The following is a 16838-nucleotide window of genomic DNA, read 5'->3' as shown; positions in this document are numbered from 1 at the left end:
TCCGGCTCCTGATCCGTAGAGCCAAGAGCCAAGAGCCGTGAGCCGTGAGCCGGGCGTCGAGAGTCGGGGAGAGAGTCCGGCCCCGTACCTTCGGGACTGGTCTGCCCGGTCGGCGCGGCCTTCGGGCGTATGCGGCTGCGCTTCGGAACCGGCCACCGGGGCCAGGTCTGCCTGGCTACTCGCTCAGCGGTGGTACCGGGGTGGCGCGTCGTAGGGCCAGGGGGGCGGTCCCTCCTGGGTGCCGGGGTACGAGGTGCCGCCGTACGCCGGACCGGACCCGTACTGCTGCCCGTACACCGGCTGCTGCGCTGAGCCGTTCGGCTGTCCCTGCCCGTACGGCTGCTCCGCCGGCTGTCCCTGCCCGTACGGCTGTCCCGCCGGTTGCCCGTACTGCCGCTGTCCCTGCGCCGGGCCGTACTGCTGCTGCCCCTGCGGCGACCCGTACTGCTGTCCATGCGGCGCCCACTGCGGGGGGACCGAGCGGCGCGTGGTGACCAGCGCGGCATGGGCGAGTGCAGGCTGCGCCACATCCTTGCGCTGCCACAGGTGGTGAAGCAGCTCCTGCTCGCGGGCGACGAAGTCCGGGCCCGCCGCGCCCCGGTGCGCCCGCTGCCGCAGAAAGGCCAGCGCCGTCGCGAAGGACTCGTACTCGGCGACCGCTCGGGCCGCCGCGCTCCCATGGGCGCGCCGCACCACATCGCGGGCGATCGAGCGGGCCCGCATGGAGGACAGCGCGTGCGGCTCCGGGGGGACCAGCCAGCCGGCTGCCACGTAGGCGGGCAGGTGGCTGCGTACGGTCTTCAGCTCGTTGCCGCGGGACCAGATCACCAGCCAGGTGAGCAGCGCGAAGACCGGGACCATGAACATGCCGTAGACGGCGATGAAGCCGTAGCCCCCGAGGCTGGCCGAGCCGTTCCAGACGGCGTGCAGGACCATCGCGGTGAGCAGTCCGGCGAGCGGCAGCAGAATGCGGCGGGCGCGCTGGTGCGGTGCTGCGAGAGCGGCGATGCCGAAGCCGATGCCGGTCAGCGCGGTGAAGAGCGGGTGGGCGAAAGGCGACATCACGATGCGGATGAAGAAGGTCGCGGCAGTGACCGACTGGAATCCGGAGGAGCCGAGCGCCTGGTCCTCACCGAAGGCGTTCCCGAGATAGAGGATGTTCTCGGTGAAGGCGAAGCCGGTCGCGGTGATCCCGGCTATGACGACGCCGTCGACGATGCCGTCGAAGTCGCGGCGGCGGAAGACGAAGAGCAGGAGCAGGGCCGCGCCCTTGGCGCTCTCCTCGATGACGGGCGCGATGAACGTGGCGCCCCAGGCCTCCGCCTCGGTGGCGGAGGACGTCTCGACACGGGTGGCGATCCACTGTGTGGCGAAGCCGTTGGCGATGATCGCCACGAGCGTCGCAGCGCAGGCGCCCCAGGCGAAGGCAAAGAGCAGATTCCGCCAGGGCTCGGGTTCGACGCGGTCGAGCCAGCGGAACGCGGCCAGGAGCAGCGGCACGGGCAGCACGGCCAGGCCCAGGCCGACCAGGAACCCCTCGGTACCGGTCTGTTCGCGTACCAGGGCGAGGATGACCAGGCCGGAGAGTACGAGCACCGTGATCAGGGCGCCGACGCGCACTGCCTTGCTGTGCCAGAACTGGCGGGACGGGCGGTAGCGCCAGTGTGCTCGCTCCGGTACGGCGTCGAACTGCGGCTGCGGTTCGTAGACCGGGACCGGCGGCTGCTGGCGCGGCTGCGGCGGGAGCGGGGACTGATGCACCTGTCGACCCTAACGAGGGTGTGGGGTCGGGGGCGACGCCATAAGGATGTGCGAAGAATCGCTCGGCGGGCCGTCGTTCAGCGGCGCACGAACAGCAGATCGTGCACGGAGTGCCCCTTGTCCAGGCCGGCACCCTCGAATTTGGTCAGCGGCCGGCCGGCCGGACCGTCGAACGCGGGGCGCGGTGCGTACCCGCCGTCGGGCTGGGTGTTCTCCAGCGCGCTCTCGGCGGAGAGCACCTCGAGCATCTGCTCGGCGTACGGCTCCCAGTCGGTGGCGCAGTGCACCAGCGCGCCGGGCTTCAGCCGGGTCACGGCCAGTTCGATGAACTCCCGCTGGATCAGCCGGCGCTTGTGGTGGCGCTTCTTGGGCCAGGGGTCGGGGAAGAAGACGCGGAGCCCGGCGAGCGCCTCGGGCGCGATCATCTCCCGGAGGAGGATGATCGCGTCGCCGTTCGCCACCCGTATGTTGGACAGGCCGTTCCGCTCCGCGAGACCGAGCAAGTTGCCCTGGCCGGGGGTGTGCACGTCCGCGGCGAGGATCCCGGTGCCGGGATCGGCGGCGGCCATGTGGGCGGTGGCCTCGCCCATTCCGAAGCCGATCTCCAGGACGACGGGCATCTCCGGGTCTCCGAAGAGCTCGCCGAGATCCAGGACGCGCTGCCCGTCGATGTCCAGCCCCCACTGGTGCCACAGCCTCCGCAGCGCCTCCCCCTGCCCGGCGGTCACCCGTCCCCGCCGCGGCCGGAAGCTCCGAATCCGACGCTCGTGATGCGACCCGGCGGGGTCCACGGCGGGGCCGCCGGGGAACTGCAGACTCTTGCGCTCGGCGGCGGGGCGGTCTGCGGTGGGCCGGTCGGCCTGCGGGCGATCGGCGACCGGGCGCTCGTGCTCTCCGCCGTCGGCGGGTGTGGGGGCGGGGAGTGAAGTCGATTCATACACAGTGCCTCCGATTCTACGGTCGCCCCGGCCCGGAGCGTCTCGTGCCCTCGGAGTCCGTACGGCCCGTGCCGGCTGTCTCGGGCCGCGCCCGGATACCTCCGGCGGGGGTGCGCCCGGATACCTCCGGCGGGTGCCCCGGCTATCTCTGGGCTGTGCCTGGGCTATCTCTGGGCTGTGCCCCGGCTGCCTCTGGGCTGTGCCCCGGCTGCCTCCGGGCCGCCGGTGCCGGCTCCCCCCGGGCCCTGCCCCGACTGCCTCCGGGACCTGCCCGGCTCCCTCCGGGCGGGTTGTGCCGGCTACCTCGGGACCGTGCCGGCTCCCCCGGCAAACCCGTGCCCGCCTCCAGGCCATGCCCGGCTACTCCCAGGCCCTGCCCGGCTCCCTCCGGGCCCTGCCCGGCTCCCTCCGGGCCCTGCCCGGCTGACTCCGGGCCTGTGGTGCCGGGCTCCCTCCGGGCCCTGCCCGGCTGACTCCGGGCCTGTGGTGCCTGGCTACCCCGGGACGTGCCCGGCTATCCGGGCCCGCGGCCTGGCCACCGCCGGGCCGGAGGTACCCGGCTGGCCCGGGACCCTGCCCGGCTACCTCCAGGCCGCGCCCTGAGCACCCGCTGCACCCGCTGCGCCCTGAGCCCCCAGCGCGGCCAGCGCCCGCCGCGCCACCTCGCGGCCGATCGGCAGCGATGCGGTCGCCGCGGGCGAGGGCGCGTTCAGGACGTGGACCATGCCCGGGGACTCGGCGAAGAGGAAATCGTCGACAAGCGTCCCGTCCCGTAGCACCGCCTGCGCGCGTACCCCCGCCGGCGCAGGCACGAGGTCCGCTTCGCCCACCTCCGGAAGGAGCCTGCGCACGGCATCCGTGAACGCGCGCTTGGACAAGGAACGGTGCAGCTCACCCCTGCCGTACCGCCAGTGCCGGCGGGCTATCCGCCACGCTCCCGGGTAGGCCAGCGTCTCCGCCAGCTCCGCGGGCCGTACGGTCCGCCAGCCGTATCCCTCACGGGCCAGCGCCGGAACCGCGTTGGGCCCGATGTGCACCGAGCCCTCGATGCCGCGGGTCAGATGGACGCCCAGGAACGGGAACGCCGGGTCGGGCACCGGATACACCAGCCCGCGCACCAGATCCTCGCGACCCGGCGCCAGTTCGTAGTACTCACCCCTGAACGGCACGATCCGCATGCCGGGGTCGTCGCCCGCCAGCCGCGCCACCCGGTCGCAGTGCAGCCCGGCGCAGTTCACCAGCACCCGTGCCCGCAGCACCTCGCCGTCCGCCGTGCGGACCGCGACCCCGTACGGCTCGTGCGGCTGCCCTCCGGTACGCCCCTGCCGCCCTTCCACAGGCCGGTCCGCATCCCCTTCGGTATGTCCCTCGGTGCGTCCTTCGCTACGTTCCTCGATGCGGCCTTCCGTGCGCCCCTCCATACGCCCCCCTGTACGCCGCGCGATCACCCGCACCTGCGCGCCGTACCGGATCCGGGTGCCGCCGTCCTGCGCGAGCCGGGCCAGTTGCGCCGCCACCGCCCCGAAGTCGCACACGCCCGTGGTGCCCACATGGATGGCGGCCAGCCCCCGCACATGCGGCTCCCGCTCCGCTATCTGGGCCGGGCCGAGTTCGCGCACCGGAATACCGTTCTCCCGGCCCCGCTGGACCAGTGCGTGCAGCCGGGGCAGTTCGGCCCGGTCGGTCGCGACGATCAGCTTGCCGGTCACCTCGTGCCCAATGCCGTGCTCCGCACAGAACTTCACCATCTCCGCGGCGCCCTGCACCGCGAACCGGGCCTTCAAAGAGCCCGGCCGGTAGTAGATCCCGCTGTGGATCACACCGCTGTTGCGACCTGTCTGGTGCCGCGCTGGGCCGGACTCCTTCTCCAGGACCGTGACGCGGGTACCGGGCGCGGCGCGGGTGATCGCATACGCAGCCGACAGGCCGACGATCCCGCCCCCGACCACCAGCACATCGCTGTCGTACGCCACCGCTCCACCTCCTTGCTCCGTCCGCTCCGTTCCGCTCAGCCCCATCCGGCCCGACACGGCCGGCTACGCCCCGCACGGGAGCCCGCACTCACGATGATGCCTTGGCCCACCGACAAGCGCCCGAAACCGCCCGGCGCCCGCCTTCTCCACCGGGAGTCCGCCGGAAAGGCGGGAGCGAAGGCGGGGCGCAAGGCGGGGGCGGAGGGCGGGGCGCAGGGGCAGCCGCTTCACGCCGGGGCGACCAGCAGCGGGCGCGCCCGCTCCCGCAGCTCGACGACCCGCGGCTCGTCCCCGTACGGCTCCAGCCGGTGCAGCAGATCGCGCACGTACTCCGTGGTCCGCGCGGACGATATGCGCCCGGCGACCTCCACCGCGCGCGTGCCCTGCGCGCACGCCGCGTCGAGATTCCCGGACTCCAGTTCGGCCACGGCGGAGACGACGAGGCGCAGACCGTGCGAGCGGACGAACTCCTCCGTCGGCCGGGACAGCGCCTGCTCCGTGAAACGCCGCACCTGGCGCGGCGCCTTCAGATCGCGGTAACACTCGGCGGCGTCGGCGGCGAACCGGTCCTCCGAGTAGAAGCCGAGCCAGGAGGGGTCCGCGTCGCCGTCCCGGGACCGCTCGAGCCAGCCCTCGGCCGCCTTCAGGGCCGCGCCGGCCGCGTGCGAGTCCTCGGCCTTGGCGTGGGCGCGGGCCTCGACGAGCCGGAAGAAGCTCATGGTGCGGGCCGTCGCGAGCCCCCGGTTGCGCTCCAGAGCCGCCTGCGCGAGATCGACTCCCTCGTCGGCGAAGCCCCGGTACGTGGCCTGAAGGCTCATGGAGGCGAGGACGTAGCCGCCGAGCGGGACATCGGCCGCGGCGCGGGCAAGGCGCAGGGCCTGGATGTAGTAGCGCTGCGCGGCCTCCTGCTGGCCCGTGTCGAACGCCATCCACCCCGCGAGCCGGGTGAGTTCGGCGGTCGCGCCGAAGAGCGAGCGGCCGACCTCGTCGCTGTACGAGCCGAGCAGCAGTGGCGCGGCGTCAACCCGCAGGCACTCCGGCACCATCGACGAACGCCAGTCCCCACCGCCGTACTTGGAGTCCCAGCGGCGCGCGTCCTCGGCCGCCTCGCGCAGCTTCGTCACATCGCTGTGGCCCACCCGGACCGTTCCGTCCGCGCCGCTCGCCTCGGCCTCCTTGGCGTCGCGCGCGGCCTCGCTGTCGGCCGGAGTGATCAGCCAGCGGGAGGCCGGCGTCGCGTAGGCGCTGACCGAGAACGAACCGGCCAGGCTCTGCCAGATGCCGCCGCCCGCCCGGCGGCCCGCCAGGTCCAGCCGGTAGAGCTCGGTCGCCGACCGGACGGCGGCGCCCACGTCGCGCGGGAACGCCAGACCGACCTCGGGCGCCGGATCGGCGTCCGCCAGACCGATCTCGTGCAGCGGCACGGGCCGGCCCAGCTTGCTGCCGATCGCCGCGGCGATGAGATGGGGCGCGGCTCCCTGCGGCACCATTCCCTTGGACACCCACCGGGCGACCGAGGTCTTGTCGTAGCGCAGGGTCAATCCGCGCTGCGCGCCGAGGTCGTTGACTCTCCGCGCCAGCCCCGCATTGCTGATCCCCGCGAGGGCGAGAACGGTGCCGAGCTTCTCGTTCGGCCCGCGTTGCTCCCTGGACATGCGCCACCCCTCGACACACCGACGGCCGCCCCGGCATAGGCACGGGGCATTCGTAAACCCAGCGTAGTTCGCCGCATCCCTACCGTTAAGGGGCGGTGTTCCGGATGGCGAGATTGTTGTCCGTACCGGAGTGCGCACAGGAGATGCGTGCTCCTGGCGCGTGTGGCCGTGCGCCCGGCCGTGCGCTCTGTCCTGGCCATCCGGGGGAGCGCTTCCATGGGCAGTGCGTGGGTCGGCCCGCTGCAATGGATTCAGTGGGCTGGGGGATACCGCCACCTCAATTCCCCGCGGGTGGTGGAACGGTCCGGGGGGTGGTTGCCGCCTCCCGGACCGCGCCGTTCCGACTTCCGGACTGCACCGGTCTGCGGCGAAACGCCCGTGCTCGCACCCCCGCGGCAGTTTGGCTGAATGGCGCCTGTCGAGCGGGAGTTTGGGCGGCCCTCCCGTCTTGAGAGCGGGGTTCAGGAAGGGCGTTCTCCGGCCTTCCGCAGGTGCGCTCCCGGGACTGCGCCGGGTCCGCGCCGGGTCCGCACCGGGTCCGTACCGGCTCTCCGCCCGGTCGGCGCCAGGGCGCTCGCCGTTTGCGTATGCGCTCGCCCGATCCGGTCCAGTGCGCCCTTGTCGTGGCAGCATGGTCCCTGACGGACAGCACCACCCCCTGGCGAACCGCCTGTTGCACTCGGCGGGTTCGATACGGGAACCGTCGGCTTACTGTGCATGATGACTGCTACTTGTTGGTTGTCCACAGCCTGTGGAGGCGGCGATGCGGTGGTTGGTGGGATGGAGCAGTGCCGCCGCGATGCCGGTACAGGGGGCGGGCGACGGGGGCACGGTCCACCCGGTCGGAGCCCAACTGCTGTGGGGAGACCCCGATCCGCTGTGGGCCGTCGGCGACTGGCGTCCCGATGAGGTGCGCGTCGTCCAGGCCGCCCCGTTCACCCGTCTCGCCGTCCTCGGCTGCTGCGGCGCGAGTGACGAGCAGCTGCGCGCCGGCCTGTTCACCGCCCGCGGCGGCGCCTTGCGCCACCTCACGGCCTGGCCCGGCAGCTACACCGCCGTTGCCCAGGTCGGCCGCCGTATCACCATCGCGGGCGATCTGGCCGGCGCACGGCCCGTCTTCTACACCCCCTGGGCGCGGGGCACCGCGTACGCCACCGCAGCCCTGCCGCTCGCCGATCTCATCGAGGCGCAGCTCGACGTCAGCCACCTCGCAGCGCTGCTCGCCTGCCCCGAGACGCCCGAGGCCCTGGGCGACCGCACACCCTACGCGGGCGTGCGACGCGTGGCGCCGGGCCATGCGCTGATCCTGCGCGACGGCGCGCGCGAGATCACCGGGTACGAACCGACCGCTTCGCTCGCCGTCGCCGCGCCCCAACTCGAGGCCGCCAAGGCCGTGGACGGCGTACGGGACGCGCTCGTCGATGCCGTGCGCGCCCGGCTCGCCGCGCCTCGGCACGCCCCCGACATGCCCGAGCCCGACCCCGGGCCCGTCCCCGGGATGGGGCCGGCCGAGCGGCGGGCGGCCCGCGGCGGGCCCGCGCCGGGCATCGGGGCCGATCTGTCCGGCGGCGTTGCGTCCGGGACGCTCGCGCTGCTCGCCGCCGGGCTGCCGGGAGCGCCGGGAACGCCACTCGGCCACGGTACGGCGGCGGGTGAGCGGCTGCTCGCCGTCACCTTCAACGACCTTGCGGCGGGTGGCGGTCACCTGCGGGAGGCCGAATTGGAGCGCGCCCGCAGCATCGCCGCCAATCCGCGGCTGCACCACGTCGTTGTTGCCGCGGGGGAAGAGGCGCTGCCGTACGCCGACCTGGACATCGGACCGCTGACGGATGAGCCGGGGCCCTCGCTGGTGGTCGCCGAGCGGCACCGGCGGCGGCTTTCGGCGGGCAGCGCGGACCATTTGGTCGGCCACGGGGCGAGACAGGTGCTCGACGCCCATCCGGCGCGGCTGGCAGACCTGTTGATGGACCGGCAGCGGCGACGGCTGCTGCGCCCTGTGGCCGCTCTGGCGAAGGCCGACGGGCCGTCGGCGTACTCGCTGTTCGTACCGTTCACCGTCTACCGGGCAGCACGCAGACTGGCCCGTACGCCGTACCGGGAAGGCGTACGGGAGGTCGCCTCTCAGCTGCTGGAGCGCCGTTTCGAGGACGGCACGGAGGGGCTTGCCGCGGTGGGCGGCAGTCAGGCCGCCATCGGCGCCGTGGACGCCTCGCTGGCGGCCCTGGCCTGGTGCCGCCCGGGACCGGCGGCGCGCTGGCTCACGGGGGAGGCACTCGCGGAAGTATCCGTTCGTCTGCACGAGGCCGCGGACCGGCCGGGCCCGGTGGAGCGGCCCGGCGAACGCCGGGCGCGGGCCGCTCTCGCCCGGCATGCGGCCGACCAGCGCGTGTTCGAACAGGCCGCGGAGGTAAGGAGCCAGCGGCTCCACGCGCCCTTTCTCGACAACCAGGTCGTACGGGCGTGCCGTGCGCTCCCCGAGGCGCTCCGCGTACAACCGGGGGCGCGGGCCTCCGTGCTGCGCGCTGTGCTCGCGGGCGCCGGTGTCCGCGAGCTCCCGCCCGGCTGGGGCGCCCCCTCGCACGCCTCCAGCACGGCCGCGGTACGCACCGGACTACGAGCCGCTGTCGACGATCTGGTCGCGCTCTTCGACGCGCCTCTGCTGGCCGATGCGGGTCTGATCGAGGCCCGCGTCGTCCGTAAGGCACTGCGCGGCGCGGCGCAGGGTGAGCCCCTGCCGCTGGACGGCTTGGCGGAACTGGTCTCGACGGAACTGTGGCTACGACGCCTGCTGTCGCGCCGGGGCACTTGCTGGACGGGCTCGGCTGCGCCTCGACGGCGCGCGGTCGCGGCCGGCGTGGTCCCGCGCCCGTCGCTCTGACACCTTCTCCCGGACCTCGCTCTGCCTCCCCCCGAAGCCCGCTCCGCCAACCCCGCCCGCTCGCCGTGAGGATGGGGCAGCCGCCGCCCAACGGGCACCCGCCCGGAGGCTGTTCCATGCCGAGAGCGCGCTGCGGTACCGCGTTCGGAGTACCGCCCCCCTGCTCGTTGAGAACACCTGCTCGGAGCACGCCGCAGGATGAGCCCGGCGCATCCGGCACCTGCCGTACTCCGTGCACCCGCCGCACTCCGGGCACAAGACGGCCGACAGGCAGCCCGACCGCACCGGGCAGCCCGGAACCCCGGCACCCCGGCACCCCGGCACTGACGAGATTCCCTCGCCCACCAGCGGCTACCGTCCGGAGGGGGCAGCCGTACAGAACCGCTGGATGCGGGCCGCGGCAAACGGCCCTGTCGGCGTTCCCCGGCCTTACCGTTCCCCGGCTTACCGTCCCCGGCTTACCTTCCCCCGCTACCGGTGGCCCGGTAGCTCCCGTTCTCAGCTTCCCGGATCACGCCACAGGACGTGAGCGCAGCCCCTCCAGCAGGATGTCCAGCAGCCGGGCCGAAGCAGCCTGCTGCTGTGCCGCGTCCGGCAGCGACGGCGCGGCCGTCGCTATCACCAGCAGCACATCCGCGACCGTCACATCGGCGCGCAGCGCGCCCGCCGCCCGAGCCCGGTCCACGAGCTGTCCGACAATTTCCAGCAGTGCCCCTGCCCCGGCGTCCTGGCCCGGTTCGTCGGCCACCGGCTGCGAAGGCCGTTGTTCGACCAGCCTCAGCCCCGGCTGGCCCTGCCGCTGATGCGGCACCCGCTCCTGCGGAGCAGCCTCGACCGCCGCGACAGCGGCCTCCGTCTCGGCGTCGACGCCCACCCGCAGCACCTGCGGTGGCAGCAACCGCCCCGCACCCGACGCCACGGACGTCCGCAGGAAGCGGGACAGCGCCGACCACGGTTCGTCCTCCTGACCCAGAGCGGCACGCGCCTGCTCGGTCAGCCGGGCCGTCTCCTCCTCGGCTATTCGCCGGACCAGCACGTCCTTGCTCGGGAACCGCCGATAGACCGTGCCAACGCCCACCCGCGCCCGCCGCGCCACATCCTCCATCGGGGCGCCGTACCCCAGCTCCCCGAAGACCTCACGGGCCGCACGCAGTACGTGCTCCAGATTGCGCTGTGCGTCCACCCGTAGCGGCGCCGAGCGGCCGCCCGGCCCACCGCTCACTGTCGTGCCCCCGCCCACCGCGGCGGCATCCGCCGTGACAGTGCGTCCAATGCCGTCGGAAGCGACAGCAGTCGGCCAATGAGAAGAGCCATGAATGTGCATACCGTTCCCCCGGTAATGTTTCGTCTCCCCCCGGAGACTCCCCGCCCTGACTGCCGGGGAGCGGTCGTAGCACCCCGACGAGGTACGAACATAGTTGAGCCCAGGTCAAGATAGAAGAGGGTAGTTCCGCACGGGTCGCCCACCGATCCGGGTACGAGCCCGATCCGCCCGGATTCCGTACCCGCCCGTCGCCCCCGCCCCACACGCTGACCTGCGCCGCTGCACTCCGCCCCGGAAAATCCTGGAGCGCCGCACCGTAAGCCTCCGCCGGTCACACATTTCGTCGAGGCTGTGGACAAACGTCGGCGGCCAGTGCGTCATGGGGGAGTGCTGTGCTTTCCGGGGTACACAGCAAAGGTCAGCGGCTCCGCCGCGGGGGCACTCCCCCGGCGTAGGACCCAGGGGCTGAGCAACGTTGCGAGGAGACCTTCGTGAAGGAACCGGCGCGCATTCTCGTTGTCGGCGGTGGCTATGTCGGGATGTACACCGCGCTCCGCCTCCAGCGGAAGCTGAGGCGCGGTGAGGCCCAGGTCATCGTTGTCGATCCCGAGCCGTACATGACGTACCAGCCGTTCCTCCCGGAGGCGGCCGCCGGCTCGATCTCCCCCCGCCACGTGGTCGTCCCGCTGCGCCGTGTCCTGCCCGACTGCCAGGTCGTCATCGGCGAGGCCAGATCCATCGACCACGCCAAACGCACCGCGACCGTCACCACCCTCGCCACCGAGGAAGAGGGCGCCGGCGCGATCGAATTGCACTACGACGAGCTGGTCCTCGCCCCCGGCTCCGTGTCCCGCACTCTCCCGGTCCCCGGCCTCGCCGAGTACGGCATCGGGTTCAAAACGGTCGAAGAGGCCATCGGCCTGCGCAACCACGTCCTGGAACAGCTCGACATCGCCTCCTCCACCCGCGACCCCGGCATCCGCGACGCGGCCCTCACCTTCGTTTTCGTCGGCGGCGGCTACGCGGGCGTGGAGGCGCTCGCAGAGCTGGAGGACATGGCCCGATACGCCTCCCGCTATTACCACAACGTCTCCGACGAGGACATGAAATGGATCCTCGTCGAGGCGACCGGCAGGATCCTCCCCGAAGTCGGCGAGGACATGGGCAAGTACGCCGTCAGTGAGCTGCGCCGCCGCGGCATCGACGTACGCCTGGAGACCCGGCTCGACAGCTGCGAGGACCGGGTGGCGGTGCTGAACGACGGCTCCCGCTTCCCCACCCGCACCCTGGTCTGGACCGCCGGCGTCAAGCCGCATCCCATCCTCGCCGCGAGCGACCTGCCGCTGAACGAGCGCGGCCGCCTCAAGTGCACCGCCGCCCTCCGGATCGACGGAGTCGAGCACGCCTGGGCGGCCGGCGACGCCGCCGCCGTACCGGACATCACGGCGGACACACCGGGCAAGGAGTGCGCCCCCAACGCCCAGCACGCGGTCCGCCAGTCCAAGGTGCTCGCCGAGAACATCCTCGCGTCCCTGCGGGGCGAGCCCGTGAAGGACTACGAGCACTCCTACGTCGGCTCCGTCGCCTCGCTCGGCCTCCACAAGGGCGTGGCGCACGTCTACGGCAGGAAGCTGAAGGGCTACCCGGCCTGGCTGATGCACCGCGCTTACCACCTCAGCCGGGTGCCGACCTTCAACCGCAAGGCCAGGGTGCTCGCCGAGTGGACCCTCTCCGGGCTGTTCAAGCGCGAAATCGTTTCTCTCGGCTCACTGGAAAACCCGCGCGCGGAGTTCGAACTCGCCGCCGGCACCGGCCGCCACAACGAAACGACGTGACCCCCTGAACGGAGCCAGGAACTCCCGGGCGGTCACCCGCGTCTGACGTATGTCAGTCCACTCGGTCACACTGGACGTGTGACCATGGGTGGGCTCCCACCTACGAAGAGTGCTGCTCCCAACCGAACAGCTGCACCCGGCCGGCCCGGCTGACCCGAAGCGACATCACGAGGCAAAACTCAGTGAACTTCACGCGCTGGAGCGCCCGGCTCCCCGGAACACAGCGGCGCGCCGCCGCGCGGACCGCCCGCGGCCCGCGCCCCTCACAGCCGTCGGCGGCCGCGGGCAGCGGAAGCCCGGTGCCCGCCGCGCGCGGTGAGCAATCGGAGTCCGCTGCTCCGCCCCCGGCTGCGCCCGCCGATCCCGGGACGACCCCCGTACCGTCACCCGGCCCGGCCGCCGGACACCCGGACCGCGACACCGGCACCGGCCCCGTTGACGGGCCCACGCACGAGCGCACCCACGAGCGCACCCACGAGCCCACCCACGAGCCCACGGACGGCACCACTGACGGCCCCACTGTGCACGGCCTGTCCGTCCACGATGTCCTCGGCCAGGTGCCAGGCCTGGTCGCGGTCGTGCACGGCCCCGAGCACCGCATCGCGTACGTCAACGACGCGTACGCCACTGTCTTCGGCCCGCGTGCCCCCGGCGCCCCCGCACGCGAAGCGCTCCCCGAACTCGCCGGCCTCGGCCTGCTCCCGCTGATGGATCAGGTCCTGCGCAGTGGCAAGCCCCGCACGGTCAAGTCCCGCCGTGTCGCCCGCGCAGACGCAACGGCGGCACCGGCGGGAACGGGCGGACCCGCCCGCCACGGGTACTTCACCTTCACCTGCAGCCCGATCGACCTCGCCTCGGAAGCCGCGTCCCACCGTGGAGTTCTGGTCTTCGCCGTCGACGTCACCGACCAGGTCGAGGCCGCCGAGCGGCTGCGGACCAGCGAGCGGCGGCAGCGCGAGGCCGCGGTCACCCTCCAGCGCAGCCTCCTCCCGCAGGAACTGGAGCAGCCCGACGATCTGCGCGTCGCCGCCACGTATCAGCCGGGCGGTACGGACGCCGCGGTCGGCGGTGACTGGTACGACGTCATCACCCTCGGCGCCGGACGGACCGCGCTGGTCATCGGCGATGTGATGGGCCGTGGTGTACGGGCCGCCGCCGTGATGGGCCAGCTCCGCACTGCCGTACGAGCCTATGCCCGACTCGACCTGCCCCCGCACGAGGTCCTCCAACTGCTCGACGGACTCGCCTCCGAGATCGACGCCAGCCAGATCGCCACCTGCGTCTACGCCGTCCACGACCCCAACGAGGGCCGCCTCGTCTACGCCTCCGCGGGGCACCTCCCGATCGTCGTCCGCGACCCGGACGGCACGGTCCACCGGGCCGGCGAACCCACCGGCCCGCCGCTGGGCACCGGGGGCTGGCTGCACACCACCGGCTCCCTCCCGCTAGGCCCCGGCTCCACCGCCGTTCTCTACACGGACGGCCTCGTCGAGCGGCGCGACAAGGACATCGACGAAGGCATCGCCGCCCTCGAACGCGCGCTCGCGGGCGCGACCGGCTCGCCGCAGGTCATGTGCGACCGGCTCATCCGCGCCCTCGGCGTCACAGCGGCCCATGACGACGATGTCGCCGTGCTCGTCCTCCAGCACCCCACGCGTACGGGCCACGACGCGGAGCTCTTCCACAACGCCGCGCTCGAACTCCTGGGCGGTGTCGAGGCCGCACCACGCGCGCGTGCCTTCGCCTCCGGAGTCCTCGCCAGCTGGCGCTTCCCTACCGAGCTGCGAGACCTAGGCGTGCTGGCCGCCAGCGAACTGGTCGCGAACTCCCTCCAGCACGGCATCCCGCCGATGCGCCTGAGGCTGCGCCGTACCGACCGCCGCCTGATCATCGAGGTCACGGACGGCGACGACCATCTGCCGCGCCGACGCAGCGCCGATCCGGTGGACGAGGCCGGCCGCGGCATCTCGATCGTCGCCACCATCGCCTCCGCCTGGGGCTCACGCCGCACCCCGGGCGGTGGCAAAGCGGTCTGGTGCGAATTCGCCCTCCCGGTGGGATAGCGCAGCCCGACGGAGCCCGGACGCGGCCCCAGGAAGCCCTTCGCGCCAGCCCCCGCACCCCCAGGCCGCGGGCGGTGGAACGTCAGACGGCGGCAGCCACCGACTCGGCAACCCCGGACTCCGTCCGCTGCGCGGGCACCTGGGCCCGGGCCTCGACGGCAACCCGGTGCGGGCTGTCCTGAACGAGCGACAACCGCCGTCCCAGCCGCAGCGCCAGCACGGTGATGCCCAGCGAGCACCCGATGAGCATCGCGATGTACGAGGTGTACATCCCCGCCCCGGCCATCAGCCCGCCCACCGCAGGACCGACCGCCAGCGCCAGCTGCTTCACCAGAGCGAAAGCGGAGTTGTACTGCCCGATGCGCGAGGACGGCGCCAGATCCGCCACCAGCGGCGCCACCGTCGGTGACAGCATCGCCTCGCCCAGACCGAACAGCGCATAGGTCGAGATGATCGCCCCGGTCGCGATCGCCGGGGTGCCGTGCACCAGCCCGGACACCCCGGCCGCGACCCACGCCACCGTCCAGATCACGCCGACCAGCGCAACGACCCGGCTGCGCCGCCGCCGCTCCACCAGCTTCAGCACCACGAACTGCGCCAGCACGATGACCGCCGTGTTGGCGGCCAGCGCCACGCCCAGCATCGTGGGCGAGATCCGCGTGACCTCGACGGCGAAGGCGGAGAGTCCCGACTCGAACTGCCCGTAGCAGGCGAAGAACATCACGAAGCCGAGCACGCACAGCTGCACCATCGCCCGGTCACCGAGCAGCGTCCGCCAGGCGCCCGTGGCAGGGTCGCCCGTCGGCACCTGGTCCTCGACCTTGGGCACCCTCGGCAGCCGTACGGTCGCCACGGCTGTGCCCAGCACCACGAACATCGCGGCCTCGATCGAGAACAGCGTCACAAAGCTCGATTCCCGCGAGGTGTCGACGATCAGACCGCCGAGCAGGCCACCGACCCCCAGCCCGAGGTTGTTCAGAAAGAACTGCATGGCGAAGGCGCGCGACCGCGTGGCCGTCGTCGAGCACCACACGATCATCGTGGCCAGCGCGGGATGGATCACCGCGATGCCGGCACCCAGCATGCCGGAGGCGGCGATGACGAGCAGTTCGCTGTCGGCCAGCCCCAGCCCCATCGATCCGACCGCCCCGGACAGGGCGCCCGCGACGACGACGGGCAGCGGACCCCGCCGGTCGATGACCCGGCCGGTGAAGGGCAGAACGGTCAGCGCGGCCACGGCGAACGTCGCCAGCACCACACCCGCGGTACTCGCGCCGAGATCCCGGACCTGCGCCACATAGATGAACAGGAACGGGACAGTGAAGCCATTGCCGAACGCGCTCAGCGCGTTGCCCAGCTGGATCCGGCGCAGCGCTGCGCCCATCGCGGTGGTCACACTCACCTACCTAGGTCGAGAGAGGGTGGAGAGTCGAAATCTGAAGACTTCAACCCTAAAGTTAGAAGCTAAAGAGTACATGGCGAAGGAGTTCAACGCCAATGAGTTGCATGGCATACTCCGGACATGGCTGACACCCCCGCCCGGGCCGGGCCGCGCGTCGAGCCGAGCCTCGACGAGCAGATCGCGGTCTACCAGCGCGAATTCCAAGACCTCGACCCCCAGGTCGAGCAGGTCGTCTCGGCGCTCCAACGCCTCAACCGCCGGATGAACGTCGCGTACGGCCGCCAGACCGCCACGCTCGGGATCAGCAACGCCGAGTGGGAAGTCCTCAAGGCGCTCGTCCTGGCCGGCGCGCCATACCGGCTGGGCCCCGGGGATCTTGCCAAGCGCCTCGGCCTCACCCCGGCCGCGATGACCCACCGCGTCGACCGGATGGCGAGCGAAGGTCTCGTCACCCGGGAGCGCGACGAGTCCAACCGGGTGCGGGTCATCGTGGAGCTGACAGACGAAGGCCGCGAGAAGTGGCTAGAGGCGATGCGTATGGCTTCGGTGCTCGAAGAGGAGCTCCTCCAGGACCTCTCGGACGAGGAGCGGGGCAGCCTCGGCGAGATGCTCACGCGGTTGCTGCGACGGGTGGAGGACGCCCAACCGGACGCCGAGGGACGGCTGTCCGACCTCGACTGACGCAAGTTGACACGGGTGGGCCGGGTACGTAATGTTCTCCGAGTTGCCACGGGGCCTTAACGGTTCTGCGGCGGCCACTTGAGCCGCACCGGCGGCACACCACCTCTTGCAGGACCTCCCATCGGGAACGATTTCGGCATGCCGGAATTCGATTCGGTCGGCTCGATTATGAGCCGGCGGGGAAATCCGTTAATGTGGTGGACGCGCCGGAAGGCGAAAGCAAAACCCCCTCCAACGGGGACCGGAATTGATTCGGACCGGAAACGGTGTGAAGAAAAGGTCTGGTAGGGTTGGAAACACCGAAGGGAAGCGCCCGGAGGGCCCGGAGACGGGGCCGAAGGAAGCGTCCGTTCCTTGAGAACTCAACAGCGTGCCAAAAGTCAACGCC

General features: G+C 72.2%; 10 protein-coding genes. 4 read left to right on the top strand and 6 right to left on the bottom strand.

Annotated features, from left to right (window positions below):
• Nucleotides 1-183: 183 nt before the first annotated feature.
• The 4 genes from ABZW18_RS11960 to ABZW18_RS11945 all read right to left on the bottom strand — a co-directional run bounded on the left by ABZW18_RS11960 (nt 184) and on the right by ABZW18_RS11945 (nt 6327).
• Nucleotides 184-1761 (bottom strand): PrsW family glutamic-type intramembrane protease, encoded by a 1578-nt coding sequence (locus ABZW18_RS11960; RefSeq protein WP_356185675.1) that lies wholly within the window; start codon nt 1759-1761, stop codon nt 184-186.
• A 77-nt stretch (nt 1762-1838) separates the two neighbouring features.
• Entirely contained in the window at nt 1839-2576 is a 738-nt protein-coding gene (gene trmB / locus ABZW18_RS11955) for a tRNA (guanosine(46)-N7)-methyltransferase TrmB (protein ID WP_356185827.1), read from the bottom strand.
• A 704-nt stretch (nt 2577-3280) separates the two neighbouring features.
• Nucleotides 3281-4672, bottom strand: coding sequence for an L-2-hydroxyglutarate oxidase (gene lhgO, locus ABZW18_RS11950; protein WP_356185672.1), 1392 nt, complete (start codon nt 4670-4672; stop codon nt 3281-3283).
• Between the two features lie 227 nt (nt 4673-4899).
• Nucleotides 4900-6327 carry an MFS transporter gene (locus ABZW18_RS11945; protein ID WP_356185669.1) on the bottom strand — a complete coding sequence of 476 codons (1428 nt, stop codon included), beginning with the start codon at nt 6325-6327 and terminating at the stop codon, nt 4900-4902.
• A gap of 763 nt (nt 6328-7090) precedes the next feature.
• Here ABZW18_RS11945 and ABZW18_RS11940 point away from each other — a divergent pair.
• Complete coding sequence (locus ABZW18_RS11940) at nt 7091-9205, top strand: asparagine synthase-related protein (RefSeq protein WP_356185666.1); 2115 nt, start codon at nt 7091-7093, stop codon at nt 9203-9205.
• A 511-nt stretch (nt 9206-9716) separates the two neighbouring features.
• Here ABZW18_RS11940 and ABZW18_RS11935 read toward each other — a convergent pair.
• Complete coding sequence (locus ABZW18_RS11935; protein ID WP_356185663.1) at nt 9717-10529, bottom strand: helix-turn-helix domain-containing protein; 813 nt, start codon at nt 10527-10529, stop codon at nt 9717-9719.
• Nucleotides 10530-10960: 431 nt separating this feature from the next.
• Between ABZW18_RS11935 and ABZW18_RS11930 the strand changes: the two genes are divergently transcribed.
• Complete coding sequence (locus tag ABZW18_RS11930) at nt 10961-12304, top strand: NAD(P)/FAD-dependent oxidoreductase (RefSeq protein WP_356185660.1); 1344 nt, start codon at nt 10961-10963, stop codon at nt 12302-12304.
• Nucleotides 12305-12486: 182 nt separating this feature from the next.
• Nucleotides 12487-14367, top strand: a complete 1881-nt coding sequence (locus ABZW18_RS11925; RefSeq protein WP_356185657.1) for a SpoIIE family protein phosphatase — start codon at nt 12487-12489, stop codon at nt 14365-14367.
• An 82-nt stretch (nt 14368-14449) separates the two neighbouring features.
• Here the strand turns inward: ABZW18_RS11925 and ABZW18_RS11920 are convergent, their stop codons facing one another.
• The gene (locus ABZW18_RS11920; RefSeq protein ID WP_356185655.1) at nt 14450-15763 is read right to left on the bottom strand and encodes an MFS transporter; all 1314 of its coding nucleotides are present in this window, start codon (nt 15761-15763) and stop codon (nt 14450-14452) included.
• A gap of 126 nt (nt 15764-15889) precedes the next feature.
• Between ABZW18_RS11920 and ABZW18_RS11915 the strand changes: the two genes are divergently transcribed.
• On the top strand, nt 15890-16450 hold the full coding sequence (locus ABZW18_RS11915; protein WP_356185652.1) for a MarR family transcriptional regulator: 561 nt from the start codon (nt 15890-15892) through the stop codon (nt 16448-16450).
• The last annotated feature ends 388 nt before the right edge of the window (nt 16451-16838 follow it).

It is taken from the genome of Streptomyces sp. NPDC004647 (assembly GCF_040609575.1).
Taxonomy (GTDB): Bacteria; Actinomycetota; Actinomycetes; order Streptomycetales; family Streptomycetaceae; genus Streptomyces.
The sequence above is the reverse complement of the archived record's forward strand: the minus strand, read 5'-3'. Positions and strand labels throughout refer to the sequence as shown.